Source organism: Planctellipticum variicoloris (genome assembly GCF_030622045.1).
GTDB lineage: Bacteria > Planctomycetota > Planctomycetia > Planctomycetales > Planctomycetaceae > Planctellipticum > Planctellipticum variicoloris.
Genome location: NZ_CP130886.1, coordinates 1,222,276 through 1,248,199 on the forward strand (window position 1 = coordinate 1,222,276; position 25,924 = coordinate 1,248,199).

Annotated in this window: 12 protein-coding genes, 1 pseudogene and 1 CRISPR repeat array; of the genes and pseudogenes, 10 read left to right on the forward strand and 3 right to left on the reverse strand. The window is 63.2% G+C overall.

All coding sequences use genetic code 11. The annotated features are described in order from the left end of the window. Positions 1 to 68 precede the first annotated feature (68 nt). Positions 69 to 1,979 (forward strand): CRISPR-associated endonuclease Cas4g/Cas1g, encoded by a 1,911-nt coding sequence (gene cas4g/cas1g, locus SH412_RS04885; protein WP_336522391.1) that lies wholly within the window; start codon positions 69 to 71, stop codon positions 1,977 to 1,979. Positions 1,980 to 2,053: 74 nt separating this feature from the next. Then, positions 2,054 to 2,347, forward strand: coding sequence for a CRISPR-associated endonuclease Cas2 (cas2, locus tag SH412_RS04890; protein WP_336522392.1), 294 nt, complete (start codon positions 2,054 to 2,056; stop codon positions 2,345 to 2,347). A 202-nt stretch (positions 2,348 to 2,549) separates the two neighbouring features. Next, a CRISPR array of direct repeats spans positions 2,550 to 11,734; the repeat unit is 36 nt; unit sequence GTCATCCGCGCCATTCAGGCGCGGCCCCATTGAAGC. Between the two features lie 12 nt (positions 11,735 to 11,746). Here cas2 and SH412_RS28535 read toward each other — a convergent pair. After that, positions 11,747 to 12,073, reverse strand: a pseudogene (locus tag SH412_RS28535) (LamG-like jellyroll fold domain-containing protein); the annotation flags it as partial. Positions 12,074 to 12,353: 280 nt separating this feature from the next. Next, positions 12,354 to 12,632 (reverse strand): hypothetical protein, encoded by a 279-nt coding sequence (locus SH412_RS04895; protein ID WP_336522393.1) that lies wholly within the window; start codon positions 12,630 to 12,632, stop codon positions 12,354 to 12,356. Between the two features lie 681 nt (positions 12,633 to 13,313). Here SH412_RS04895 and SH412_RS04900 point away from each other — a divergent pair. The 5 genes from SH412_RS04900 (at position 13,314) to SH412_RS04920 (ending at position 19,967) form a co-directional block, all read left to right on the forward strand. Then, entirely contained in the window at positions 13,314 to 15,818 is a 2,505-nt protein-coding gene (locus SH412_RS04900) for an MMPL family transporter (protein ID WP_336522394.1), read from the forward strand. Between the two features lie 42 nt (positions 15,819 to 15,860). After that, complete coding sequence (locus SH412_RS04905; protein ID WP_336522395.1) at positions 15,861 to 16,955, forward strand: M24 family metallopeptidase; 1,095 nt, start codon at positions 15,861 to 15,863, stop codon at positions 16,953 to 16,955. A gap of 73 nt (positions 16,956 to 17,028) precedes the next feature. After that, a complete protein-coding gene (gene accB, locus SH412_RS04910) occupies positions 17,029 to 17,523 on the forward strand; it encodes an acetyl-CoA carboxylase biotin carboxyl carrier protein (RefSeq protein ID WP_336522396.1) in 495 nt (164 codons plus the stop codon). Between the two features lie 66 nt (positions 17,524 to 17,589). Beyond that, positions 17,590 to 18,939, forward strand: a complete 1,350-nt coding sequence (gene accC, locus SH412_RS04915; protein WP_336522397.1) for an acetyl-CoA carboxylase biotin carboxylase subunit — start codon at positions 17,590 to 17,592, stop codon at positions 18,937 to 18,939. Then, complete coding sequence (locus tag SH412_RS04920; protein ID WP_336522398.1) at positions 18,936 to 19,967, forward strand: 6-phosphofructokinase; 1,032 nt, start codon at positions 18,936 to 18,938, stop codon at positions 19,965 to 19,967. Before accC ends, SH412_RS04920 begins: the two co-directional genes overlap by 4 nt. A gap of 65 nt (positions 19,968 to 20,032) precedes the next feature. On the opposite strand, the gene SH412_RS04925 is transcribed toward SH412_RS04920, so the two are convergent. Then, positions 20,033 to 21,349: an IS110 family RNA-guided transposase gene (locus tag SH412_RS04925; RefSeq protein WP_336522399.1), complete on the reverse strand. Its 1,317-nt coding sequence runs from the start codon at positions 21,347 to 21,349 to the stop codon at positions 20,033 to 20,035. Between the two features lie 186 nt (positions 21,350 to 21,535). Between SH412_RS04925 and SH412_RS04930 the strand changes: the two genes are divergently transcribed. The 3 genes from SH412_RS04930 to SH412_RS04940 all read left to right on the forward strand — a co-directional run bounded on the left by SH412_RS04930 (position 21,536) and on the right by SH412_RS04940 (position 25,784). Then, positions 21,536 to 22,960, forward strand: coding sequence for a sigma 54-interacting transcriptional regulator (locus tag SH412_RS04930; protein ID WP_336522400.1), 1,425 nt, complete (start codon positions 21,536 to 21,538; stop codon positions 22,958 to 22,960). Between the two features lie 474 nt (positions 22,961 to 23,434). Further along, complete coding sequence (locus SH412_RS04935) at positions 23,435 to 24,931, forward strand: rhamnulokinase (protein ID WP_336522401.1); 1,497 nt, start codon at positions 23,435 to 23,437, stop codon at positions 24,929 to 24,931. Positions 24,932 to 24,971: 40 nt separating this feature from the next. Next, a complete protein-coding gene (locus SH412_RS04940; protein WP_336522402.1) occupies positions 24,972 to 25,784 on the forward strand; it encodes a phosphoribosylformylglycinamidine synthase subunit PurQ in 813 nt (270 codons plus the stop codon). The last annotated feature ends 140 nt before the right edge of the window (positions 25,785 to 25,924 follow it).

Genomic DNA, 25,924 nt, shown 5'->3' on the forward strand with positions numbered 1-25,924 from the left:
TTCCGTAGTGTCGAGCTGCGCGGCGTTGTCACGGAGGATGCTCTCCCCTTTGCTGGAGGAACTCCGTGATGACGCCTGCCGCTCTCGATCTCGAACACACGCCGACCGCGATTCCCGATTCCCAAGGCCCGAAACCCGGCTCGGCGCCCGCCCCCTTCGACCTCGAAGGGATTCTGACCGGCGAAGGGACCAACGCCGTCGCGTCCGACGCCGAGCTGGTTCCGGCCCGGATGCTCAACGAATTCGCCTACTGCCCGCGTCTGGCGTATCTCGAATGGGTGCAGGGGGAGTTTGAAGACAACCTGGTGACCCGCGAAGGGACGTTCGGGCATCGCAACGTCGACCGGCCGTCGTGCAAGCCGGTCCCCTCCCCCGACGAGCTCGGCGATGAGGACGATCCGCCGCCCCAGACGTCGCGGGCGCTGATGTTGTCGTCGTACCGCGAAGGACTGCTCGCCAAGCTGGACATCGTCGAGCTGGAAGGCCGGCGGGCGGTGCCGGTCGATTACAAGCGGGGGACCGTTCCCGATAGTCCGCACCAGGCGTGGGAGCCCGAGCGGGTGCAGCTCTGCGCCCAGGGGCTGATTCTCCGCGACAACGGCTACGCCTGCGACTACGGCGAGCTGTATTTCATCGAGTCCCGTCGGCGGGTGGTGGTGCCGTTCGACGACGTGCTGATCATGCGGACGCGACAGCTCGTGGGGGATCTCCGGCGGATGGCCGAGGCGCGGAAACTGCCGCCGCCGCTGGTCGACAGCCCGAAGTGCCCGCGCTGCTCGCTGGTGGGGATCTGCCTGCCGGATGAGACGAACTGGCTGCGGGAGAGTCGAGAGTTGAGAGATGAGAGTCGAGAGGCAGAAACAGAGCGGAAAGCAGAAAGCGGAGAGCGGACGGCCAGGCGAGAGCCGGAAGAGGAGAATGCGAAGAAAGACCGCATTGGGGCGCGGCCGGTGGGGGAGGTTCGGAAACTGTTGCCTGCGCGGGATGATGCGCGGCCGCTGTATGTGCAGGAACAGGGGGCGACGCTGGGGAAGGACGGGGAGCGGCTCATTGTCCGCTCGAAGGACGGGAGTTCGACGCCGGTGCCGCTGATTAACGTGTCGCAGGTGTCGGTGTTCGGCAACGCACAGATGTCAGCCCCGGTGCTGCGTGAGATCGTTTCGCGGGGGATTTCGATCTGCCATTTTTCGTACGGCGGCTGGTTCCACGCGATGACGACCGGGCTGACGCACAAGAACGTCGAGTTGCGGATGGCCCAGTTCGCCGCGGCCGGCGATCCGGCGAAGTCGCTGCCGATCTGCCGGGCGTTCATCGCCGCGAAGATCCGGAATCAGCGGACGATGCTCCGGCGGCACGGTCCGGAGTCGCTGAAGCCGGACCTGGATCGGCTGGCGGAATGGATCGGGAAGGCGGAGCGGGCGACGAGTGCGGAGTCGCTGATGGGGATTGAAGGGATGTCGGCGAAGGTGTACTTCGCGGGTTTTGCGAAGCTGTTCAAGGGGCCGCAGAACTTCACGCTGGAGGGGCGGAACCGGCGGCCGCCGACCGATCCGATCAACGCGCTGTTGTCGTTCGTGTATGCGTTGTTGATGAAGGACTTGACGGTGACGCTGCAGTCGGTGGGGTTCGACCCGATGCTGGGGTTTCTGCATCAGCCGCGGTACGGGAGGCCGTCGCTGGCGCTGGACCTGGCGGAGGAATTCCGGCCGCTGATCGGCGATTCGGTGGTGCTGACGCTGGTCAATAACGGGGAGGTGTCGGCGAATCAGTTCGTATCGCGGGCGGGGTCGGTGGCGCTGACGGACACCGGGAGGAAGGCGGTCCTGGCGGCGTACGAACGGCGGATGGAACACGAGATCACGCACCCGATCTTCCGGTACAAGTTGAGTTATCGGCGGGTGCTGGAAGTGCAGGCGAGGTTGTTATCGCGGGTGCTGCAGGGCGATCTGCCCGAGTACCCCGGTTTCTGCACGCGGTAGGTGTGAGGGGTAGACCAGGGAAGTGGAGGTGGCGAAGAGGCCGAGGGGCAGGCTGAAGATGAAGTGAGACAGGTATGAAGAACGTGTTTATCGTGTCGTACGACGTGGCGGACGCGAAGCGATTGCGGAAGACGTACCGGAAGCTGTGCGGGTTCGGGCAGTCGCTGCAGTATTCGGTGTTCCGGTGCGAGCTGTCGCCGATTCAGTTGCAGACGTTGAAGGACGGGCTGTGGGAGATTTTGAATCTGGACGAGGATCGAGTTATGGTGGTGAACCTGGGGCCGGCGGGTTCGCGCGGCGACGAGTGCGTGGATTTCTGGGGTCAGCCGCGCTGGCTGACGCCGGAGCGAGCTGCGGTGATCGTTTGAGGAGGTTTTGTTGCGATTGAAGCGAATTCGAGCGGTCCGGTGCCCGACAAACCCCCGTGACCTCTCGCAGGCGTAAGTGACTGAGATGCATCGAGTTCTGTGAACAGACCTGTTGAGGAGAGACTTTGTGAGATGTCAGTTTCGTTACCGCTCGCAAACTGGATTCGAAGCCGTTGGTGGCAAGGAGTTTGGGAAGCGGGCGGTCATCCGCGCCATTCAGGCGCGGCCCCATTGAAGCGCATGATCCCTCCAGGTTTCTAATTCGCCTGCGTCCTGTCATCCGCGCCATTCAGGCGCGGCCCCATTGAAGCGCGGCCGGTGTGAGCCAGTATTCCAGCGGATGAAACAGTCATCCGCGCCATTCAGGCGCGGCCCCATTGAAGCACTGCGGCAATATCCTTCGCAAGATCGGTATCCGCCGGTCATCCGCGCCATTCAGGCGCGGCCCCATTGAAGCGATAAGTCCCGAAGCAACGTCTGTGCTCTGGATCGGGTCATCCGCGCCATTCAGGCGCGGCCCCATTGAAGCGAGAAGCAGCTAAAGACGTTTCAACTATCAAGAAAAGTCATCCGCGCCATTCAGGCGCGGCCCCATTGAAGCTGGTGTGCCCATGTGATGGTCGTCTTCGGAGGGCTCGTCATCCGCGCCATTCAGGCGCGGCCCCATTGAAGCACGGACACAATTACGTCGTCTTCGTCACGGCGCGCACCGAGTCATCCGCGCCATTCAGGCGCGGCCCCATTGAAGCGCGGCCTCCTTTCGACGCAGCAGGAGCAGGGACACCGCGTCATCCGCGCCATTCAGGCGCGGCCCCATTGAAGCACTCGATTGGTTGATCGCGGGTCTCGCAACGATCGCGTCATCCGCGCCATTCAGGCGCGGCCCCATTGAAGCCTGGAGGAGCGGGTCGGGCGGCGACTGAAGAAATTGCGTCATCCGCGCCATTCAGGCGCGGCCCCATTGAAGCTTGTTGTAGCCGCCCCAGAGTTTCGCCACGTCTTCCTCCGGTCATCCGCGCCATTCAGGCGCGGCCCCATTGAAGCAACCTCTCCTCCGACGCCGAACCATCAGCCGGGGTGCGTCATCCGCGCCATTCAGGCGCGGCCCCATTGAAGCCCGAGGTCGTCGTCGGGGTCGGCGAGCGGATCCGCGTTGTCATCCGCGCCATTCAGGCGCGGCCCCATTGAAGCGAGCACGCCGGCAACGATGCCCGGATCGTCCCGCCCAGTCATCCGCGCCATTCAGGCGCGGCCCCATTGAAGCCGGCGATGCAGGTCGAAAGTTCGACTGGTTCGGCGGGTCATCCGCGCCATTCAGGCGCGGCCCCATTGAAGCAGGCGGCGAAACTTGTGTTGAAGGGTAGCGAAGCCGAGTCATCCGCGCCATTCAGGCGCGGCCCCATTGAAGCGCAACAGGAGACGTTGTTTAGGACGGAAACGAAACGCGTCATCCGCGCCATTCAGGCGCGGCCCCATTGAAGCAAATCGACGGCAACCTCTACACGAAGCGTGGCCACGTCATCCGCGCCATTCAGGCGCGGCCCCATTGAAGCCCGCCGTGCTCTCGCGCGACTCGGATTCCGTGGCGTCGGTCATCCGCGCCATTCAGGCGCGGCCCCATTGAAGCTCGGTATTGAACGGAATCCCCATGTCGATCTTGAGTGGCTCGTCATCCGCGCCATTCAGGCGCGGCCCCATTGAAGCGTCACGGTCTGCCTGGAGCTGCCGCGGCATGTGCGGGCGGTCATCCGCGCCATTCAGGCGCGGCCCCATTGAAGCATGGGTGACACGTTCGGCCTCCACTTCGCGGAACCGAGTCATCCGCGCCATTCAGGCGCGGCCCCATTGAAGCCACAACGCATCGAGCAGCGTCGGCTCTTGCGACACGTGTCATCCGCGCCATTCAGGCGCGGCCCCATTGAAGCGCTGGCGTCAAACGCTGACTGGATGCTGTCCCACAAGTCATCCGCGCCATTCAGGCGCGGCCCCATTGAAGCTAGAGAACACCGCGGAAGCCAAGGCGGCGGGCTGGAAGGTCATCCGCGCCATTCAGGCGCGGCCCCATTGAAGCGCCAGTCTGACCACGTTCAGCCACAGAAACGCGCTGCGTCATCCGCGCCATTCAGGCGCGGCCCCATTGAAGCTGCGGGCTGTGTGAGGGCAAAGAGCTGGAACGTCTGCTGGTCATCCGCGCCATTCAGGCGCGGCCCCATTGAAGCCGCTCTGGCCTCTTCGATCGTTCTGATGTTCCGCAGGTAGTCATCCGCGCCATTCAGGCGCGGCCCCATTGAAGCCAGACCGATTACAAAGAAGGGATCGGCCATCTGCCGGTCATCCGCGCCATTCAGGCGCGGCCCCATTGAAGCGGCACCTCCCTGCTACAGAGTTTCCAGAACCGCCATGTCATCCGCGCCATTCAGGCGCGGCCCCATTGAAGCGCATCGCAAGAGCATTCTCGCGTCGCGATAGCACCAGTCATCCGCGCCATTCAGGCGCGGCCCCATTGAAGCCACTCGACGGAGACACTGGCACCGATGGTCAGCTCGTCATCCGCGCCATTCAGGCGCGGCCCCATTGAAGCACGACAAGCCGATCGGTCTCGGCATGCTCCGCTGCTCGTCATCCGCGCCATTCAGGCGCGGCCCCATTGAAGCTCGGGTGAACGGTTCGCGGATACCGGACTTCGGGCCGGTCATCCGCGCCATTCAGGCGCGGCCCCATTGAAGCTGACGGTCCGGACGGGATCCCGCGGCTGCGCTTCGTCGTCATCCGCGCCATTCAGGCGCGGCCCCATTGAAGCGCCGGCGTCGCGGACGAATACGACACCGTCATCCCCGTCATCCGCGCCATTCAGGCGCGGCCCCATTGAAGCTGGGATGCGTTCGTGCTTGACGAGAGCACGTGCATCCGGTCATCCGCGCCATTCAGGCGCGGCCCCATTGAAGCAAGTATTAGCTGGTGGATGTTTCGCTTGGTATTACCGAGTCATCCGCGCCATTCAGGCGCGGCCCCATTGAAGCGCAGGTGCAGCAGGTAGTTTCGGCTGCTGGTGCGGTGGTCATCCGCGCCATTCAGGCGCGGCCCCATTGAAGCTTCAAGCAAGTCCGGTTACAAGCCGCCGAAACGCCTGTCATCCGCGCCATTCAGGCGCGGCCCCATTGAAGCCATCGCCAGTGCGAAGATCGGCAGCCGGAGATTGTCGAGGTCATCCGCGCCATTCAGGCGCGGCCCCATTGAAGCCTGACTCATGGTCGTGAGTGCGGCAGCCATCGCGTCGTCATCCGCGCCATTCAGGCGCGGCCCCATTGAAGCAACAGGTCGGTGAATTCGTGAAGCGGGAAGAACTGGGCGTCATCCGCGCCATTCAGGCGCGGCCCCATTGAAGCGTCCTGCAACGCCTTCGCTTTGTCCTCCATGTACTTGTCATCCGCGCCATTCAGGCGCGGCCCCATTGAAGCAGCGGCAGACCGCATTCCGCCCGGCTGGGCATACATGTCATCCGCGCCATTCAGGCGCGGCCCCATTGAAGCTCTGGCAGGGGAACCACGCCGCCAACACCGTCGAGAAGTCATCCGCGCCATTCAGGCGCGGCCCCATTGAAGCCCATCAAATATTTGCTACCAGAGGCAACTGGCGACCGTGTCATCCGCGCCATTCAGGCGCGGCCCCATTGAAGCAAGGCGATTGATGATACGCGGCATGCTCTCACTGTCGGGTCATCCGCGCCATTCAGGCGCGGCCCCATTGAAGCAGGTATTGCGTGTGAGGCCGTCAGATGCGTCTAGGATGGTCATCCGCGCCATTCAGGCGCGGCCCCATTGAAGCCAAGATCAATTCGAATCTGTCCAGCACGTCGCCAAACCGTCATCCGCGCCATTCAGGCGCGGCCCCATTGAAGCGACGATGTTGTCCTGGCGAAACGGTTCTTGGCATTCAGTCATCCGCGCCATTCAGGCGCGGCCCCATTGAAGCAGCCCGCAGGCCGCAACCCTGACGTTCAGCGGAGCCAGTCATCCGCGCCATTCAGGCGCGGCCCCATTGAAGCGTCTGGACGCCACCAGCGTACTGCGTCGAAACCGACCGGTCATCCGCGCCATTCAGGCGCGGCCCCATTGAAGCCGCGCAATCCCCAGTCGCTCTGCAATGATCTGCTTGTCATCCGCGCCATTCAGGCGCGGCCCCATTGAAGCAGGGCGACGCGATCACGGAAGACGCGATCCGACCGGAGTCATCCGCGCCATTCAGGCGCGGCCCCATTGAAGCACATGCCGGAACTGGCCCGCCACGGAGTTCCGAACGAGTCATCCGCGCCATTCAGGCGCGGCCCCATTGAAGCAAAGCCGCATTACCCGCTCGCAACTTACTACCAATCGTCATCCGCGCCATTCAGGCGCGGCCCCATTGAAGCGTGCAGCCACCCGCCGATATGGTAATCCGCCACGAGTCATCCGCGCCATTCAGGCGCGGCCCCATTGAAGCCGGCAGCGGTCCGGTCGGAAGGAACGGCCGGGGCGGAAGTCATCCGCGCCATTCAGGCGCGGCCCCATTGAAGCAAGATGTCCGCCATGCTCGCACAGAACACCGGCCACCAGGTCATCCGCGCCATTCAGGCGCGGCCCCATTGAAGCCTCGCCGCCTTCCGGCCACTGCTCGCCTTCGACGGGTCATCCGCGCCATTCAGGCGCGGCCCCATTGAAGCACGGTTTCAGAAACGTGTCGAAAGGTATGGTGAACGAGTCATCCGCGCCATTCAGGCGCGGCCCCATTGAAGCTGCTGGTCAATCGCCTGCAGAAACCGCTCATTAGCCTGTCATCCGCGCCATTCAGGCGCGGCCCCATTGAAGCGCGCGCGACGAAAAACCGCAGGCGGCGATATAGACACGCGTCATCCGCGCCATTCAGGCGCGGCCCCATTGAAGCGACGGTCATGGGAACCGTCGAAACGTACCGCGACGAAGTCATCCGCGCCATTCAGGCGCGGCCCCATTGAAGCGGCTGCCCGCCCTTTGGCTTCATGGAGACAGTCCGAGTCATCCGCGCCATTCAGGCGCGGCCCCATTGAAGCCCGGCCTCGCATGGATCAATCATGCAGCTCATCGGCAAGTCATCCGCGCCATTCAGGCGCGGCCCCATTGAAGCGGCGGGGTCCGCGACGATTGCCATCGCCTCGCCGAGTCATCCGCGCCATTCAGGCGCGGCCCCATTGAAGCGTGTCTGGGAAGATTACGACTGGCACTAGCCCGACTGGTCATCCGCGCCATTCAGGCGCGGCCCCATTGAAGCGAAGTCCTCATCGACACTCGCGAGCAGGCTCCGTGGTGTCATCCGCGCCATTCAGGCGCGGCCCCATTGAAGCCGCAGGCGATGCTGCTGAATGAACGGGAATTGTGGAGTCATCCGCGCCATTCAGGCGCGGCCCCATTGAAGCAACGCATCAGGCCAGTATCCGGGGCTCCAAATGTGCTGTCATCCGCGCCATTCAGGCGCGGCCCCATTGAAGCAAAGTCCTTTCCGTTATCCCAAATCAGCCCTGTCGTGTCATCCGCGCCATTCAGGCGCGGCCCCATTGAAGCTCGACAATCCAAGTCGCCGGCCTGTCTGTCTGGTCTCGTCATCCGCGCCATTCAGGCGCGGCCCCATTGAAGCCGGCAGGCCGGCCTTGTCCCGCAGCCGGCGGAAGATTGTCATCCGCGCCATTCAGGCGCGGCCCCATTGAAGCCACTGGTTCGATTGCTACTCTCTGACGCTCGGCATATTGTCATCCGCGCCATTCAGGCGCGGCCCCATTGAAGCGGGTGATCCGCCGGACGAACCCGAACAAGAAATGGGAGTCATCCGCGCCATTCAGGCGCGGCCCCATTGAAGCGACGATCCCGTCGATGAATTTCTTGTGCTCGTCCACAAGTCATCCGCGCCATTCAGGCGCGGCCCCATTGAAGCATGCCAGCAAGGAACGCCTTATACTCGTCGGAACCGTGTCATCCGCGCCATTCAGGCGCGGCCCCATTGAAGCGAACACGCTACCAGTTGCACCGTCGGTTCGGTAGCTCGTCATCCGCGCCATTCAGGCGCGGCCCCATTGAAGCTCCCACTCCGTCGCGCTCATCACGACCGTGATCCACATGTCATCCGCGCCATTCAGGCGCGGCCCCATTGAAGCCGAGTCGACGTCCCAGTGTCGACCAGGCAGTTCGTCATTGTCATCCGCGCCATTCAGGCGCGGCCCCATTGAAGCCTCATTAACGCTCAGCGGTTCACGGCCCTGCTCAGCGGAGTCATCCGCGCCATTCAGGCGCGGCCCCATTGAAGCTTGCTGGATCCCTGGTAGGCCCGATGCAGGAGCAGGTCATCCGCGCCATTCAGGCGCGGCCCCATTGAAGCGACCGTGGAAAGATTCGTAATCGGAATGACGGCCGTGTCATCCGCGCCATTCAGGCGCGGCCCCATTGAAGCGAGGATGACGACGGGCCGTTCAATCGCGACAGGGACACGTCATCCGCGCCATTCAGGCGCGGCCCCATTGAAGCAAGTGGTACTAACGGGAGGTGACAACGTGCCAGCTTGTCATCCGCGCCATTCAGGCGCGGCCCCATTGAAGCGCCGACGCAGCGTCCGTGTTGACCTCCGTGCCATCGTACGTCATCCGCGCCATTCAGGCGCGGCCCCATTGAAGCTATGTTTGAGTGTGTCTGACTCACTCACGCAAGGGAAGTCATCCGCGCCATTCAGGCGCGGCCCCATTGAAGCCGAGACGAATGCCGCCACATGGGCAGGCTCTGCGTTCAGTCATCCGCGCCATTCAGGCGCGGCCCCATTGAAGCCCTTTGATCCCAGCGTGATCGATCAGCGGGCGACGGGTCATCCGCGCCATTCAGGCGCGGCCCCATTGAAGCGTGGTGACGGGGGAACCGGGGGAACCGGCGGCGCTGGGTCATCCGCGCCATTCAGGCGCGGCCCCATTGAAGCTTGAATCCGCCGACTGCCATCCATGCTTCTTTTCGGGGTCATCCGCGCCATTCAGGCGCGGCCCCATTGAAGCGTAGCCTTCACCCTCCAGGCAGCAGACGCCGATCCGCAGTCATCCGCGCCATTCAGGCGCGGCCCCATTGAAGCCTGCAGGCAATCGCGCGGTCTCCGCCCAACGTGACCTGTCATCCGCGCCATTCAGGCGCGGCCCCATTGAAGCCGGCCGCCCGTCCAGGCGATCGTGTCGATCGCTTACGTCGTCATCCGCGCCATTCAGGCGCGGCCCCATTGAAGCATGCCGGGGACGGCCACAAGCTGACCCTCCAGCCACTGGTCATCCGCGCCATTCAGGCGCGGCCCCATTGAAGCCGCTATGCCGGCAGGAGCGATGTACCACCCGCCGAGTCATCCGCGCCATTCAGGCGCGGCCCCATTGAAGCAATGAAAGCCTTGCGAAACCGTCTGGTATGGTCCGACGTCATCCGCGCCATTCAGGCGCGGCCCCATTGAAGCTTCTGCATCGACGGCGACACGCAAGCGGTTTCAGCGGTCATCCGCGCCATTCAGGCGCGGCCCCATTGAAGCGTCGAAATGGACGAACACGGACGACTGACTCCAATTGGTCATCCGCGCCATTCAGGCGCGGCCCCATTGAAGCCCTCGCCCATTCGCGGGTCGGCCTTAGCCGCCCCGCGGTCATCCGCGCCATTCAGGCGCGGCCCCATTGAAGCGAGTACGTCGCCTCGCGGTTTGTCGAATGCTACGAAAGTCATCCGCGCCATTCAGGCGCGGCCCCATTGAAGCTGCACCCAGCCCGGACCGAACAGTTTCCTCCCGAGCTTGTCATCCGCGCCATTCAGGCGCGGCCCCATTGAAGCGGTCCTGTCGCTGGCGGACCACAGCAGGTTCCGCGACTGTCATCCGCGCCATTCAGGCGCGGCCCCATTGAAGCGAGGTCAAATTCAACAAACATCCAGCGATAAGCAGGAGTCATCCGCGCCATTCAGGCGCGGCCCCATTGAAGCTGAAGTGGTCGATGGGTGCGGACTGGCCGGCAATCAGTCATCCGCGCCATTCAGGCGCGGCCCCATTGAAGCGTCGAGACTGCTGCTGCCGGGCACGTGGTCAGAAATGTCATCCGCGCCATTCAGGCGCGGCCCCATTGAAGCGAGCCGCAGGACGTGGCGAAGATGATCGCCGTCCTGGTCATCCGCGCCATTCAGGCGCGGCCCCATTGAAGCTCCGGGGTTTCGCGGGTCATTCAGCAGCTACCATTGCGTGTCATCCGCGCCATTCAGGCGCGGCCCCATTGAAGCAGCCCAGTTCCCGGTGTTGTCCCAGTAATTCGGACCTGGTCATCCGCGCCATTCAGGCGCGGCCCCATTGAAGCGCGCTCATCCCACGCCCGCTTCGCGAACGCAACAATCGTCATCCGCGCCATTCAGGCGCGGCCCCATTGAAGCAACGCCGTGTTCGATGCGATGGTCGCCGATCCGGCCGGTCATCCGCGCCATTCAGGCGCGGCCCCATTGAAGCCACGCCTGCCGGCGGCGTCCCGCCGTCAGGTCCGGACGTCATCCGCGCCATTCAGGCGCGGCCCCATTGAAGCGCGACGGCTGAGCAGCGCGAGCGGCTCCTGCAGCGTGGTCATCCGCGCCATTCAGGCGCGGCCCCATTGAAGCTTTTCGAGCTGGTCGAAGATCTCGCGGACGCGATTGATGTCATCCGCGCCATTCAGGCGCGGCCCCATTGAAGCCTCGACGCGGACAACACTCTCCCGGCGACGTTCATTCAGGTCATCCGCGCCATTCAGGCGCGGCCCCATTGAAGCGGGAGGCGATGGACTCCATCGCCGGTATCGAGACGTGTCATCCGCGCCATTCAGGCGCGGCCCCATTGAAGCTGCTCAACTTGTCCCGGTTGTCCCTGTGTCTCTGGCAAGTCATCCGCGCCATTCAGGCGCGGCCCCATTGAAGCCGGCGGGCGAGATCGGCATCCATTTCCGCCATGACTTGTCATCCGCGCCATTCAGGCGCGGCCCCATTGAAGCCAGGCGTCACGCAACGCCAGGGCCGCGGCGATCGCATGTCATCCGCGCCATTCAGGCGCGGCCCCATTGAAGCTCGTACGATCCCGACGGCTGGCAGCCGAAGGCGGCGAGGTCATCCGCGCCATTCAGGCGCGGCCCCATTGAAGCGTCCGAGGGTGGCGGGGCGGTCGTGCGGCATGGCGGTCAGGTCATCCGCGCCATTCAGGCGCGGCCCCATTGAAGCGCGGATCGGATGTTTGCGCCGAGGTATTGGCCGAAGGTGTCATCCGCGCCATTCAGGCGCGGCCCCATTGAAGCTCTTCACCGGCCCGACGCCGCCTCAAGAGCTGTACGACGTCATCCGCGCCATTCAGGCGCGACTCCATTGAAGCAGCAACAGCCCGTTGACGACGAGCGACGTTCCCGCAGGTCAGCGGTCCAGGCGGGATCGCCCGTCGCGCGGCCGACGTGCGGCCGCCGAAAGCTTCGCCGTTGCGATAGAAGCGGACCGTTCCGGCGGGATCGTAAGTGACCGCAATGTGCTGCCAGGCCACTCGGCTGCCTCCGACTGAAAGGCTTCCGAATCGGTCCCGAAGCCGAGGTTGAGGACCAGCATCCGGCGATTCGGTCTCGCCGGCATCAGGGAGAGCTGGTAGTCGTGATGCGACACGTATTGCTTGCAGAGGAGACCCGCGAGGCGACGTCACAACGCCTGCCTCCACTGTGGTCATCAGGTCGCAATTTGCGGTTTTCCGACTCTCATGCGGACTTCGAAACGCAAGCAGAACCGCTGCCGCCGACCAGGCCCAACACGCAAGGCATTGCGCTGGATGTCTTTGACAGTGCGATTCGTCGAACCGGGGATGATAATCGCTCTCATCTGAGAGCAATGGCCAAACCTCGGTCACGCGTTTGGTCTGCCTTGGTGGAAATGCACCAGAAGAAAGGAGAGCCTTCGAGCCGAGGAAATCGGCAAGGAGACGAATCGACGGCGAAGCGAGATGGCAATCGTCACAGCCCTGAGTAGATCGTGAAGAAGCTGCGGGACGACCGTAATCCGTGCGAACGCCAGTTGAGATCTTTGTCCTTGCGACGGGTTCCTTTGGGTATGCAGAGATCGCCGCCGAAGCGTTCGGCGTCGGCGACGTATCCGGTTGCCTCAGCGGATTTGCGGAACTGAGCGATGGTGACTTCGGTTTCGCCCAGATAGCAGGTGCGGGTGATGATCGCGTCGAACGTCGCATGCAGAGTAAGTCTGCCGTTCGTGCCTTGCCGTAGCCTGTCGCGCATTGGGAATCGCCCAGATCGCGAGGTACAAATGTCCGCATCGCGAGATCTGGGAGTGTCCGCCCGATGAGATTTTGGATGTGACTTTGACGTTACTAACCCGCATTATTCATCACCCGGTTCGTCGCAGCGGCCACTTGCTCTCCGAGCGAGCCGACGTCGAAACGATGAACTGATTGATGAATAATGCGGGCTAATGTATCGACGTCGATCTTGATCCGGGCCTTCCACCGACCGCTGGCGGTCAGCCGAGTCCGACGGAACCCTAGTCAATGCCAGAAATCAACTGGCTGTTCGTGCAGAAATCCGCTGATGGCCGAAGAGTCGCAGTGGTTCTGAAGGATGGCGCAAACCACGGTCGTCAGAATGGCCGATAAGACGTAGTGTCTTCCGCAGCGCCCTCGCAGATCAGCGGCTTGCGTCAAACCCTGACGCAAGTCCTGTCGAGGGTCGGCGTGTACCGAAAAACCTCCTTGCGGACAAACGAGACTCCTGCAGACTTACCCCCAAGTCTACTTGACCACAGCTTGGGAAGCGCCGTGGACATCTGCGAGGTCGTTTGACGCTTTCCGGCAACAGCAGTACGTTAGCGGTTTCCAAACCGAATTCCTGTTGCACGATACTCCTTAAGCCGGGCGGGGCTGTTTCAGCGGCACCGTTCCTGCCTGGAAGGTTTTCCGCCTGATGTTTTCCCGAGTCGGCCAGTTGTTGGTGCGCCACTGGCTGCCGGTCTGGCTGGCGTGGGTGGTCGTGCTGGTTCTGGTTGCGTGGCAGGCGCCGCCGCTGGAATCCGTGGTCAAGACGGGGGAATTCGCATTTCTGCCGTCCGACAGCCCGAGCCTGATCGGCGAGAAGCTGTTTTCCAGGGCGTTTCCGAACGATCTGCTGGCCAGCAGCGTGGTGATCGTCGTTCGCCGGACGAGCCAGTCGGGCGGTCTGCAGGAGAAGGACTGGGACTTCGTTGACGACGGAGTTGACGACGGGAGCAAGCCCAACGACTTCGAACTTCGCGAGCGCATATTGCGGATCGCCGAAGAAGGAGGAGGGCTGGCGCAAGCCGATGACGATGAGCCAGCGGCGGAGAAGGGGAGCGAGAAGCGACCGGCCCCGTCGATCATCACGAGCGTCACCACGTTTCGAGACAAGAATCTGGGCGACCTGCTGAAGAGCGCGGACAATCAAGCGACGCTGGTGATTGTGGGGCTGACGACCGAGTTTCTCGACGCCAAGAACGGCGAGACGGTTCGTAAGATCGAGCAGCTTCTGCAGGACGATCTGGAGTTCCGGCGGCATATTCCGGCGGGGCTGGATATTTCTCTGAGCGGCACGGCGACGGTCGGTCGTGACATGCTGGTCGCGCAGAAGGACAGCGCGCGGGCGACCGAGCACCTGACGGTGGTGCTGGTGGTGGTGCTGTTGATCATCATTTATCGCGCGCCGTTGCTGGCGTTGATTCCGCTGGTGACCGTGGTCGTCTCGGTCAAATTGACGATGAGCCTGCTGATTCTGGGGGCGGAGCGGGGGCTGATCACGCTGTTTCAGGGGGTGGAGTCGTACGTCACGGTTTTGCTGTACGGGGCGGGAGTCGACTATTGCCTGTTCCTGATCGCGCGCTACAAGGAAGAACTGGACGAGGGGGCGAGTCTAGAGGAGGCGGTTTCAAATGCCGTCGCCAAAGTGGGGCACGCCATCACCGCCAGCGCCGGGACGGTGATCTGCGGCATCGGGATGATGGTGTTTGCGCAGTTCGGCAAGTTTCGCGAGGCGGGGATTGCGATCGCGTTCGGATTGGCCGTGGTGCTGCTGGCATCGATGACCTTTACTCCCGCGATGCTCCGCATGACGGGGCGCTGGGCGTTCTGGCCCCAGATGCGGAAGGAACGGGTGTCGGGGGATGCCGGCTGGATTCCGTCGACGCCGCTGTCTGCTCACTTCGGGCAACTGGACTGGCTGCAGAATACCTGGGAAGTCGTCGGACGAGCGTTGTTGAAGCGGCCGGGGTGGATCTGGCTGGGGACGATGGCGGCGATGGCTCCGTTTGCGATTGTCGGAGCAATTTTCTATACGCATCTCAGCTACGGGCTGCTGTCGGACCTGCCGTCGAATTCGCCGTGCGTTGTCGGGACGAAGGCGGTCAGGGAGCACTTTGCCGCCGGGGCCACCGGCACAATCACCGTGCTGCTGAAGAACGACTCGGTCGATTTCGCGCAGATCGACGGAGAGGGGGCGGGGCTGCCGGCGATTGAGACGCTGACTGAAGCGCTGCGATCGCGCAAGGGGGAGCTGCAGTTCGCCGATATTCGGAGCGCGTCGCATCCTCTGGGGGGAGACAAGGGGCTTGATAGCTGGGGGACCGGCGTCAAAGCGAAGCTGGCGCGGGACCGGGCGATCAGGCACTACGTCAGTTCGACCGAAGGAATGGACGGCCATGTGACGCGGCTCGACATCACGGCCGAAAACGATCCGTTTGCGCGGGACAGTATCGCTCAACTGACCCGTCTGGAAAACGAGATCCGATCGCTGCTTCCCGAAGAGCTGCAGGGGAAGACCGCGTTGTCGATCATCGGCCCGACGGCCAGCATTCGCGATCTCAAGATTGTGACCGACGGCGATCAGATCCGGATCGACTCGCTGGTGATCGGCGGCGTGTTTCTGATTCTTGTCGTTCTGCTGCGAAAGCCGGCCATCTGCGCCTACTTGATCGTCAGCGTGCTGTTCAGCTACCTGGTGGCGCTGGGAGCCACGTACCTGTTCTACTGGGCGATGGATCCGACCGAATTCGCGGGGCTGGACTGGAAGGTTCCAATGTTCCTGTTCACGATCCTGATCGCCGTCGGCGAAGACTACAACATCTTCCTGATGACGCGGATCGAGGAGGAGCAGCGCCGACTGGGGCCGGTGCAGGGAGTCGTGCATGCCCTGTCCCTGACGGGGCGGATCATTTCGAGCTGCGGGATCATTATGGCCGGGACGTTTGCCTCGCTGATGGCCGGCAGCCTGAAAGGGATGTCCCAGCTTGGATTTGCGCTGGCATTTGGCGTGCTGCTCGACACCTTTGTGGTGCGGCCGATTCTGGTCCCGTCGTATCTGGTCCTGCTGCATCAGGGGCGGTTCGGTAAACTGGGGCGGTGGCTGGGAGCTCAGCCGCTGGCGCCCGAAGCAACGCCTGAAACTCATCCGGCCAACTAGCAGCCCTGCTGCCCGATCTCGACCTGTCCGTACTGGAGCATGATGCCCGTAGACCGCCCAGCCGCCCGCCGGTCGAAGCTGTTGCAGGGCGTTCGAGCCGCCAAGCTCGACGCGTTGCTGGTCACCAACCCGATCAATGTGACGTACCTCACGGGATTTACAGGTGACTCGAGTTACCTGCTGATCGGGCCGCGGAAGACGGTGCTGTTCAGCGACAGTCGTTTTGAGACACAGCTTCAGGATGAATGTCCAGGGCTGGAGGTTCATATCCGGACCTCCAAAACGCAGATGGGGGAGGTTCTCACTCGGGAACTGCCGAAACTGGGGCTGAAAGACCTCGGCATCGAGTCGGCTTCCATGACCGTCGCCGTTCGCGACCATCTCGCCGAGAAGCTCGCGGGACTGCCGCTCTCGCCGCAAGTCTCACTGGTGGAAGATCTTCGGCAGATCAAGGATGCCGAGGAAATCCAGGAAATCCGCATTGCGGTCCGGCAGGCGGAGCAGGGATTTCAACTGCTGCGAGCCTTGCTGAAACCGGAGATGACCGAGCGCGAGGCGGCCAACGAACTGGAGCATGCGATGCGCCGGTTCGGTGCGCTGCGGGCGGCCTTCGAGCCGATCGTGGGGGTCGGGCCCCGGTCCGCGCTGCCTCACGGACGACCCAGCGGAGTACACCTTTCCGAGGCGGGATTCGTGCTGTTTGACTGGGGGGCGGTGAGTCCGCGGGGGTATCACAGTGACTTGACGAGGGTTATACCCACCGGTAAACTCCCGCCCAAACTGGATAAGGTGTATAGAGTTGTGTTGAATGCGCAGGAGGCAGCGATCGCGGGAATCCGCCCCGGTCGGCCTGCTGTCGAAGTTGACGCAATCGCCCGGAAGGTGATCGAAGACGCTGGATTCGGCAAGTTTTTCGGCCACGGACTGGGACACGGCATCGGACTTCAGATTCACGAAGAGCCACGGATGAGTCCCATCTCCCGAGATGTGTTTCGTCCGGGGATGGTGGTGACAGTGGAACCGGGGATCTATCTGCCAGGGATCGGCGGCGTCCGGATTGAAGACGACATTCTGGTCACCCGCGACGGGTGCGAGGTGCTGTCTTCCGTCCCGAAGGGGCTGGATTCCCTGGCCTAGCTTCCTGCATCCAATCAGCGAACTCAGTCGGTGATCTCGGCCCGAGCCGGGCCGATACTCGGAAGGTTTCGGAATGTCATCCAAGGATTCTGCATCGCGAGATCCGTTCGATCTTGAGAAGCTGCGGCAGCTTGTCGAGATGATGGAGAAGCACGGTTTGACGGAGGTGAGCCTCCGGCATGGCGAAGAGCAATGGCGGCTGCGCCGCGGCGGTCGCGCCGAACCGGTGCTGACGGCCGTTCCGCAGGCGGCGGCTCCGGTGGTCGCCGCCCCGGCGGCGGCGCCAGCGCCCGTTGCGCCGGCGTCGGCCCCGGCGGCGGTCGAACCGGCGGGGGTCGAGATCAAGAGTCCGACGGTCGGAACCTTCTATGCGTCTCCCTCGCCGGACGAGCCTGCGTTCCTGCAGGTGGGGACGAAGGTCTCGCCGGATACGATTGTCTGTCTGATTGAGGCCATGAAGGTTTTCAACCAGATTCCCGCTGAAGTGAGCGGCACCGTGACTGCCATCCTTGTTAAGAATGGCGACGCCGTCGAGTACGGTCAGCCTCTCTTCCGCGTCAAGCCGTAAGGCGACAGCCCCATGGCCAAGAAGCGGTCAGCCGTCCGTTCCGCCCGCGCGAAGCAACCACCAGCCATGTTTCAACGCATCCTTGTCGCCAATCGGGGCGAAATCGCCCTGCGGATCCTCCGCGCCTGTCGCGAGATGGGGATCGAAACGGTCGCCGTCTTCAGCGAGGCGGACCGGGGCGCCGACTATCTCCGCATGGCGGACGAGTCGATCTGCATCGGGCCCGCGCAGGCGGCGGGCAGCTATCTGCTGATCAAGAACATCATCAGCGCGGCCGAGATCGGCAACGTTCAGGCGATCCATCCGGGCTACGGCTTCCTGGCTGAGAACGAGCACTTTGCCGAGGTCTGCCGGAGCTGCAACATCGAGTTCATCGGTCCGTCCGTGGACGCGATGTCCAAGCTGGGGGACAAGGTCACGGCAAAGGAAATCGCCAAGGCGGCGAAAGTGCCGCTGGTTCCGGGGAGCGACGGACTGGTGGCGACTGAGGCCGAGGCGCTGCAGATCGCCAACCGGATCGGTTATCCGGTGCTGATCAAGGCGACTGCCGGCGGAGGCGGCAAGGGGATGCGGGTTGCCCGCAATGACATTTCGCTGAAGACCGGGCTCAAGCAGGCGGCGATGGAAGCGGAGAAGGCGTTCAATAACGCCGGCGTTTACATCGAGAAGTACGTCGAGAATCCTCGACACGTCGAAGTCCAGATCATCGCCGACCTGCATGGCGAAGTGGTGCACCTGTGGGAGCGGGATTGCTCGACGCAGCGACGGCACCAGAAGCTGATCGAGGAATCGCCGGCTCCGAACCTGCCGCAGGCGGTGCGGGAGGAGATCTGCAAGTCGGCGGTGCGGCTGGTGAAGTCGGCGGGGTATACCAACGCGGGAACGGTTGAGTTCATCGTCGACAAAGACCACAACTTCTACTTCATCGAAGTGAATGCGCGGATTCAGGTCGAGCACCCGGTCAGCGAGCTGGTCACCGGGATCGATCTGATCCAGCAGCAGATCCGGGTCGCCGCGGGGGAACCGCTTCCCTGGAAGCAGCGGAACATTCCGTGCAACGGAGCGGCGATCGAAGTTCGGATCAATGCGGAGGATCCGGAGAATGATTTCCGCGGCTGCCCGGGACGGATTACAAAATTGCGAGTGCCGGGCGGGCATGGGGTGCGGTTTGATTCGCACGTCCACGAGGGATATTTCATTCCGCCGTACTATGATTCCATGATCGGCAAGCTGATCGTCTACAAGCCGACGCGGGAGGAGGCGATCGCCTGCCTGAAGCGTTGTCTGGACGAATTCGTGCTGGAAGGCGTGAAGACTTCGATTCCGCTGCTGAAGAAAATCTTGAACCAGGCGGCCTTCGTCGAGGGCCGGATGGACACGACGTTCGTTGAACAACATTTGGTGAGCAAGACATGAAAGTCGGCATTCTGACCGGCGGCGGCGACTGCCCCGGCCTGAACCCAGTCATTCGCGGCGTGGTTCGCACGGTTTGCAATGCAGGCGGCCAGGTGGTGGGTCTGCTGCAGGGGTGGCGCGGCGCGATCCAGGGGATCACGACCGAACTGACGATCGCGAACACCGACGACATCATTCACAAGGGTGGAACGATTCTCGGTTCGTCGCGGACGAATCCGTACAAGAAGGCCGAGGACGTTCAGCAACTGCTGGAAACGTACAAGACGCTGGGGCTCGACGCACTGGTCGCGATCGGCGGCGACGACACGCTGGGAGTGGCCAGCCGGCTGTATGCCGACCACAAGCTGAACACGGTCGGCTGTCCGAAGACGATCGACAACGATCTGAGCTGCACCGACGTGACGTTCGGGTTCGATACCGCGATCAACATCTGTATCGAGGCGATCGACCGGCTGCGGACGACTGCGGAGTCGCATCGGCGGATCATCGTTGTCGAGACGATGGGGCGGCATGCGGGCTGGATTGCGTGCGAAACCGGAATGGCCGCGGCGGCGGACTACGTTCTCGTCCCCGAGGTTGAAGTCAATCTGAAGCAGATGTGCGACGTGCTGCTGGCCCGGCGGGCCGCGGGTAAAATGTATGGCATCGTGGTCGTCAGCGAAGGAGCAGTCGTGACTCCCGAAGAGGGGCTGGTGACCACGAACGCCAAGATCGACGAATTCGGCCACGTCAGCCTGGGGGGCGTAGGGAACCTGGTCGCCGAGATCATCGAGAAGAAAACCGGGATCGAAACCCGGTGCGTGGTGCTGGGGCACCTGCAGCGCGGCGGGACGCCGACGGCCTTCGACCGCGTGCTCGGCACCCGTCTGGGCGTTGGCGCCGGCCGGCTGGTGCTGGAGAAGAAGTTTGGTCGGATGATCGCTCTGCAGGGGACGTCGATCGTCGACGTGGCGCTGGCGGACGCGACCGGCAAACTGAAGACGCTGGATCCGCAGTTCTACCGCGATTCGGCCGAGTTCTTTACGTAAATCAAGGTTGAGAAGAGATTTACCGCGGAGCGGCTGTGTTGTTGGTCAAGGTGGATTTGTGAGATTTACGCATTCTGGAGTCCGTGGTTCCAGGCGGTGTCGGATTTGATCATCGCGTTGAGGATGGTCAGGAGTTTGCGGATGCAGGCGGTGAGGCAGACCTTGCTTGGCTTACCGGCGTCTTTGAGTCTGCGATAGAACGGTCTGATGACGGGGTTGCAGCGTGAGGCGGTGAGTGCCGCCATGTAGAGAGCGGAACGGACGGAGGCTCTGCCGCCGCGGATGGATCTGAGTTTGGAGGACTTGCCGCTGTCGCGGTTGTAGGGGGCGACGCCGACGAGTGCTCCGACCTGCTGGCGGTTGGCGTCGCCGAGTTCGGGGAGTTCTCCGAGGAGCACGGCGGCTGTCCGTTTGGCGATGCCTGGGACGGAGGTCATGAGTTCGACGCGGCGTTTGGCATCGGGGTCGGAGTCGCAGAGATCGTCGATCTGTTTTTCGATGGCAGTGATGCGTATTTTGAGCATGTTTCGGGTTTGCTCGATGTCGTCTTTGACGGCCTTGTCGCGAGCGGCTTCGAAGTGATTGGACTCCTGGACGTGGAGGTCGACGAGCTGCCGTCGGCGAGTGACGAGTGCGTGGAGTTTGAGCTGGAAATCGGAGGGTTTTTCGGTGATCTGGAGTTCGGCGACCTTGGAGTAACGAACGAGGACGCGTGCGTCGATGGCGTCGGTTTTGGCGATCCATCCGGCCCCTGTGGCAAAGGCGCGGACGCGGATGGGGGGCACGACGGCGACGTGATACCCGTGATCGTTGAGACAGAGGAAGGCGTCGAAGTGATAGGTGCCGGTGGCCTCCATGACGACCTGGCAGCGGTCGGGTGGGGGGAGCTGCTTGAGGAGTTTCAGGAAGCCCTTGAGGTCGTTGTCGACGGCCAGGAGGGAAGAGGAGTCGGACATGGCGACATCGAGTCGTGCCTTGGAGACGTCGATGCCGATGTGGATGCGGGGGTCGATGGCGTGTTCCCAATCTCGTAAATGCGAGCTCGGAGAGTTTCGAGAACGCTTCCGGCTCAAACGGCTGTTCGGGCTGGTACGACCATGCCGACGACGATCCAGCTCCGCGGCGGGCTCTGAGGCCCCAGACGCGATCGATCTGTCGGCGGCCGCGGCGGGGGCCGCTTCGTCGCTACGCTCCGAAGCGGCCCCCGCCGCGTGTCCCATGACACCACACGGGGTAGATGGATTCAACATACGAGACGCGGAGGACGCGGAGAAGCCAAGGCCGAGAAGATTTCTCGCAGAGGCACAGAGGAGTCCGCAGACACGTCGAGGAATGGGGATAGAAAATCGGGCCCGATGTATGGGGGATTGCATCGGGCACATGAGTTCGGCAGAGACTTTCGCACTCGGCGTTACTCAACGTCCACGCTTCGTCCGTCCTCAGTCTGCTCCGCGTCTCTGTGTTGAAACTCCGGCTGCTTCCTGAAACCGTGGCGAGGTAGCCAATCGGCGGCTGGGGACTAGAATCTGGGGAGTGATGTTCCTCGTTTTCCCCGGAGCCTTCCCCCGATGTCGGACCGACCCCGGACTCTTGGTGAACTGCGTCAGAGCGGCTATCAGTCTGTCAGCGTCAAGCAGGAGCTGCGGCGGAATCTGATCGGCAAGCTCCGGCGGGGGGAAACGCTGTTTCCCGGCATTCTGGGGTACGACGAGACCGTACTGCCGCAGATCGAGCACGCAATTCTATCGCAGCACGACATGCTGTTTCTGGGCCTGCGGGGCCAGGGGAAGACCCGCATGCTGCGGATGCTGGTCACTCTGCTCGACGAGGCCATTCCTGTTGTCGTCGGCTCCGAGATTCAGGACGATCCGCTGGCGCCGCTGTCGCGGTACGCCCGCGATCTGGTGGCGGTGAAGGGAGACGACGCTCCCGTCGAATGGATCGGCCGCGACCAGCGGTATCACGAAAAGCTGGCGACGCCGGATGTGACAATCGCCGATCTGATCGGCGAAGTCGATCTGGTCAAGCACGCCGAAGGGCGGCACCTGGCGAGTGAAGACGTGATGCATTTCGGTCTGATTCCCCGGAGCCATCGGGGCATCTTCTGCATGAACGAGCTGCCCGATCTGAGCCCGAAGATTCAGGTGGGGCTGTTCAACGTGCTGGAAGAACGGGACGTACAGATCCGCGGATTCACGGTCCGGCTGCCGCTGGATCTGTGCCTGGTGTTCAGCGCCAATCCGGAGGATTACACCAACCGCGGGCGGATCGTGACGCCCTTGAAGGATCGAATTGGCAGCGTGATCCGGACGCACTATCCGCTGACGCGGGAACTGGGGATGGAGATTACCGCCCAGAACGCGTGGGGCGACCGGGACGGAGCGCACGTCGTCGTGCCGGGATTCATGGCGGAAGTGGTCGAAGAAACGTCGCGTCTGGCCCGGACGAGTCCCCACGTGAACCCTGCCTCGGGGGTCAGCGTGCGGATGTCGGTGGCGAACTACGAAAACATGGTCTCCAGCGCCGAACGTCGGGCGATTCTGGCCGGGGCGGCGACGGCGGTCTGCCGGGTGAGCGATTTGAGTCAGCTTGCGGCGAGCACGCGCGGCAAGCTGGAACTGCTGATGAGCGAGGAGCCGGGACAGGAGGATCGGCTGCTGGAGCGGCTGATTCAGGAAGCGATCAAGAACGTCTTCGACCAGCGGTTCACCACGAAGCAGTTCCGGAACTTCGTGGAGCAGTTCGAAGGGGGGCGGACGCTGGAGCTGCATGACCGGATGACGCCGGGGGAAGTGCTGAAGGCTGTCGACGGCTTCCGGGGATTCCGCGGTCAGATCGAGACGGCGGCTCGGGAACTGGCTCCGGAGTTGCAGACGGGGGAGACTGAAGAAGGGCTGCTGGCGGCGGTGGCGGAGTTTGTCGTGGAGGCGCTGCACAGCCACAACCGGTTGAACAAAACGCCGAAGTCCGGGAGATCGGTTTACGGGAGTTAGCGGTCTCTGCCGCGCGGGACGGGGGGGGCCGGCTGACTCCAGGCGGAATCGATTGGGAAGCTCCCGGCGGATCGAATTCCAGGATCTCTTAAAAGCTCGGCTTTTCCGCCGAATGCGTGCTGGAGATGGCGAACGAGGGGCCTGCGGCTGTCATTGGAGGCTGCGACAAATGGCCTCAAGCGGCACGAGTTCGTATGTCCGCCACTCCGTGACGCCGTGCCTTCGGGATTTCCATCGATGGCGTGACGCACGCGACGCTTGAGATGCGCGCTCATGATCCGCCTGGTATCGCCGCGGGGAACGCTGCGCTGCTCAGTCGACGGATCGCGGCCGTCTGTTACAACGGGACGGCCTGAATGATTGTGCCGTCCGCCCGGCCGTTTCCCTTCCTTTTTCCCGTCCTGCGGACGGGGTATCATCCGGAGTACGGCGAGAGGGGCATCCGGGCGGCATTTTCGGCGAAAGACTGGATTTATGGCGGAATCGTGCTATCTGGCGATCGATCTCGGCGCCGAGAGCGGCCGGCTCATGGCGGGACTGTTTAACGGCCAAACGATCCGTCTGGAGGAGATTCACCGGTTTTCGAACGGGCCGGTACACGTTGCGGAAACGCTGCGGTGGGATGTGATCCGGCTGTGGTCGGAGATCCAGATCGGGCTGGCGAAGGCGGCGTCGCGGTTCGGTCAGTCGATCGTGTCGGTGGGGGTCGACACCTGGGGGGTCGACTATGTGCTGCTGTCGAAGACGGGGGAGATCCTGGGGCAGCCGTATCACTATCGCGACGTCCGGACCAGCGGGATGCTGGATTATGCGTTTTCGCGGGCGCCGCGGTCGGAGATTTTCGCCCAGACCGGGTTGCAGTTCATGGAGATCAATTCGCTGTATCAGCTTGTGGCGATGCAGCGGACGAATGGGCCGTTGCTGGCGCTCGCCGACAAGTTTCTGATGATGCCCGACTTCTTCCACTGGCTGCTGTGCGGGAGCAAGGTGGTCGAGTTTACGAACGCGACGACTTCGCAGTGTTTTCATCCGGTGGAGCGCAACTGGTCGTACGACATGCTGCGGCGGCTGGAGCTGCCGACGGACATGTTTCCGGAGGTTGTTCCGCCGGGAACGAAGCTGGGGCGATTGCGGGAGAGCGTGGCCCGGCGGGCGGGTTTGCCGCGGCTCGACGTGGTGGCGCCGGCGACGCACGACACCGGCGCGGCGATTGCGGCGGTTCCGACCGATCACACAGGTTCGGCCAACTGGGCATACATCAGCAGCGGCACGTGGTCGCTGATGGGGCTGGAAGTGCAGCACGCGGTGCTGTCGCAGCGCGCGCTGGAGTTGAATGTCACGAACGAAGGCGGGATCGACGGGACATACCGGCTGCTGAAGAACATTATGGGGCTCTGGCTGGTGCAGCAGTGCCGACGGTCGTTCGAGCGGGGCGGGGCGTCGTACGATTATGGGTTGCTGACGCAGATTGCGCGCGACGCGCATGCGTTCCGGTGTTTCGTCGATCCGGATGCCCGGGAGTTTCTGGCGCCGGAGGATATGCCTTCGGCGATCTGCAGTTGGGCGCAGGCAAGCGGGCAGGAGGCGCCGGACAGCGAGGGGCAGATCATCCGGTGCTGCCTGGAGAGTCTGGCGCTGAAGTACCGGCAGGTGTTGAACTGGCTGGAAGAGCTGTCGGGCGAGCGGGTGGAGGTGATCCACATTGTCGGCGGCGGCACGCAGAACGAGCTGCTGAATCAGTTTACGGCGAACGCGTGCGGCCGGCCGGTTGTGACCGGGCCGATTGAAGCGACTGCGCTGGGTAACGTGCTGGTACAGGCGCGGACGGCGGGCGAGATCGGTTCGCTGGCCGAGATCCGGAGCGTGGTCCGGGCGTCGTCCGCCGTGAAGCGTTACGAGCCGCAGGACACGTTTGCCTGGGACGATGCGTACGGTCGATTCCGGGATTTGCTGCAGCGAACGAAGTCGTGAATTTCGCAGAGATTTGAGTCCTTTTTAGACGAGTGGTTTCATGCCCGCCCCCCGCGTCTGCGTCCTTCGTGCTCCCGGCACCAACTGCGACCCCGAGACTGCGTTCGCCTTCGAGAACTGCGGAGGGCGTCCGGAGCGGGTGCATCTGTTTCGACTGCTCGAGCAGCCGACGCTGCTCGACGAGTTTCAGGTGCTGTGCGTTCCGGGGGGGTTCAGTTACGGGGACGATATCGGGGCCGGAGTGATTTTTGGATCCGAGCTGCGGACCCGTCTGGGGGACGCGGTCCAGCGATTTCTGCAGGCGGACAAGCTGGCGCTGGGGATCTGCAACGGGTTTCAGACGTTGTTGAAGGCGGGAGTGCTGCCGGGGGGCGCGGCAGGCTGGAGCACGGGGGGGCGCGAGCAGGCGACGGCCACGCTGACCTGGAACAACAACGGCAAGTACACGGCACGCTGGGTGCGGTTGCGGGTAGCGGCTGCGAACAATGTGTTCCTGCGGGGGATGACGGAGATTGATGTTCCCATCGCGCATGCGGAAGGTCGGCTGGTGGTGTCCGATCCGGCGTTGATCGAACAGTGGCGGAGTTCGGGGCAGGTTGCGTTGCAGTATATTCCGTGGGCGGGGACCGACGGGGCGTCGCATCCGGTCAACGAGCGCTGGGCGGCCAATCCGAACGGCGCGGTCGGGGACATTGCGGGGCTGGGGGATCCGTCGGGGCGGGTGCTGGGGCTGATGCCGCACCCGGAGCGATTTCTGTTTGCGACGCAACATCCGCACTGGACGCGACTTGGAATGAAGGGTGAAGGGGCGGGCATGCAAGTCTTCCGCAACGCGGTAGAATACTTCCGGTAGGAAGATTGGTCCTCGTCCCCAGGCTCCCGCCTGGGAACGCCTTCTTCCGAGGCTCCACCTCGTCTGCCGTCTGACCGCCAACCAGAAGGACGCTGAGCGTCCAAAGACGGCATTTCCACGCGGAGCCTGGGAATGCGGAA

What these genes read in the sequence shown, in the direction of transcription:
- SH412_RS04930 (WP_336522400.1), top strand. Translation starts at nt 21,536, where the DNA reads ATGTCGGACCGACCCCGGACTCTTGGTGAACTGCGTCAGAGCGGCTAT.
- SH412_RS04905 (WP_336522395.1), top strand. Translation starts at nt 15,861, where the DNA reads ATGCCCGTAGACCGCCCAGCCGCCCGCCGGTCGAAGCTGTTGCAGGGC.
- SH412_RS04900 (WP_336522394.1), top strand. Translation starts at nt 13,314, where the DNA reads ATGTTTTCCCGAGTCGGCCAGTTGTTGGTGCGCCACTGGCTGCCGGTC.
- SH412_RS04925 (WP_336522399.1), bottom strand. Translation starts at nt 21,349, where the DNA reads ATGTGCCCGATGCAATCCCCCATACATCGGGCCCGATTTTCTATCCCC.
- SH412_RS04935 (WP_336522401.1), top strand. Translation starts at nt 23,435, where the DNA reads ATGGCGGAATCGTGCTATCTGGCGATCGATCTCGGCGCCGAGAGCGGC.
- cas2 (WP_336522392.1), top strand. Translation starts at nt 2,054, where the DNA reads ATGAAGAACGTGTTTATCGTGTCGTACGACGTGGCGGACGCGAAGCGA.
- SH412_RS04920 (WP_336522398.1), top strand. Translation starts at nt 18,936, where the DNA reads ATGAAAGTCGGCATTCTGACCGGCGGCGGCGACTGCCCCGGCCTGAAC.
- cas4g/cas1g (WP_336522391.1), top strand. Translation starts at nt 69, where the DNA reads ATGACGCCTGCCGCTCTCGATCTCGAACACACGCCGACCGCGATTCCC.
- accC (WP_336522397.1), top strand. Translation starts at nt 17,590, where the DNA reads ATGTTTCAACGCATCCTTGTCGCCAATCGGGGCGAAATCGCCCTGCGG.
- SH412_RS04895 (WP_336522393.1), bottom strand. Translation starts at nt 12,632, where the DNA reads ATGCGCGACAGGCTACGGCAAGGCACGAACGGCAGACTTACTCTGCAT.
- accB (WP_336522396.1), top strand. Translation starts at nt 17,029, where the DNA reads ATGTCATCCAAGGATTCTGCATCGCGAGATCCGTTCGATCTTGAGAAG.
- SH412_RS04940 (WP_336522402.1), top strand. Translation starts at nt 24,972, where the DNA reads ATGCCCGCCCCCCGCGTCTGCGTCCTTCGTGCTCCCGGCACCAACTGC.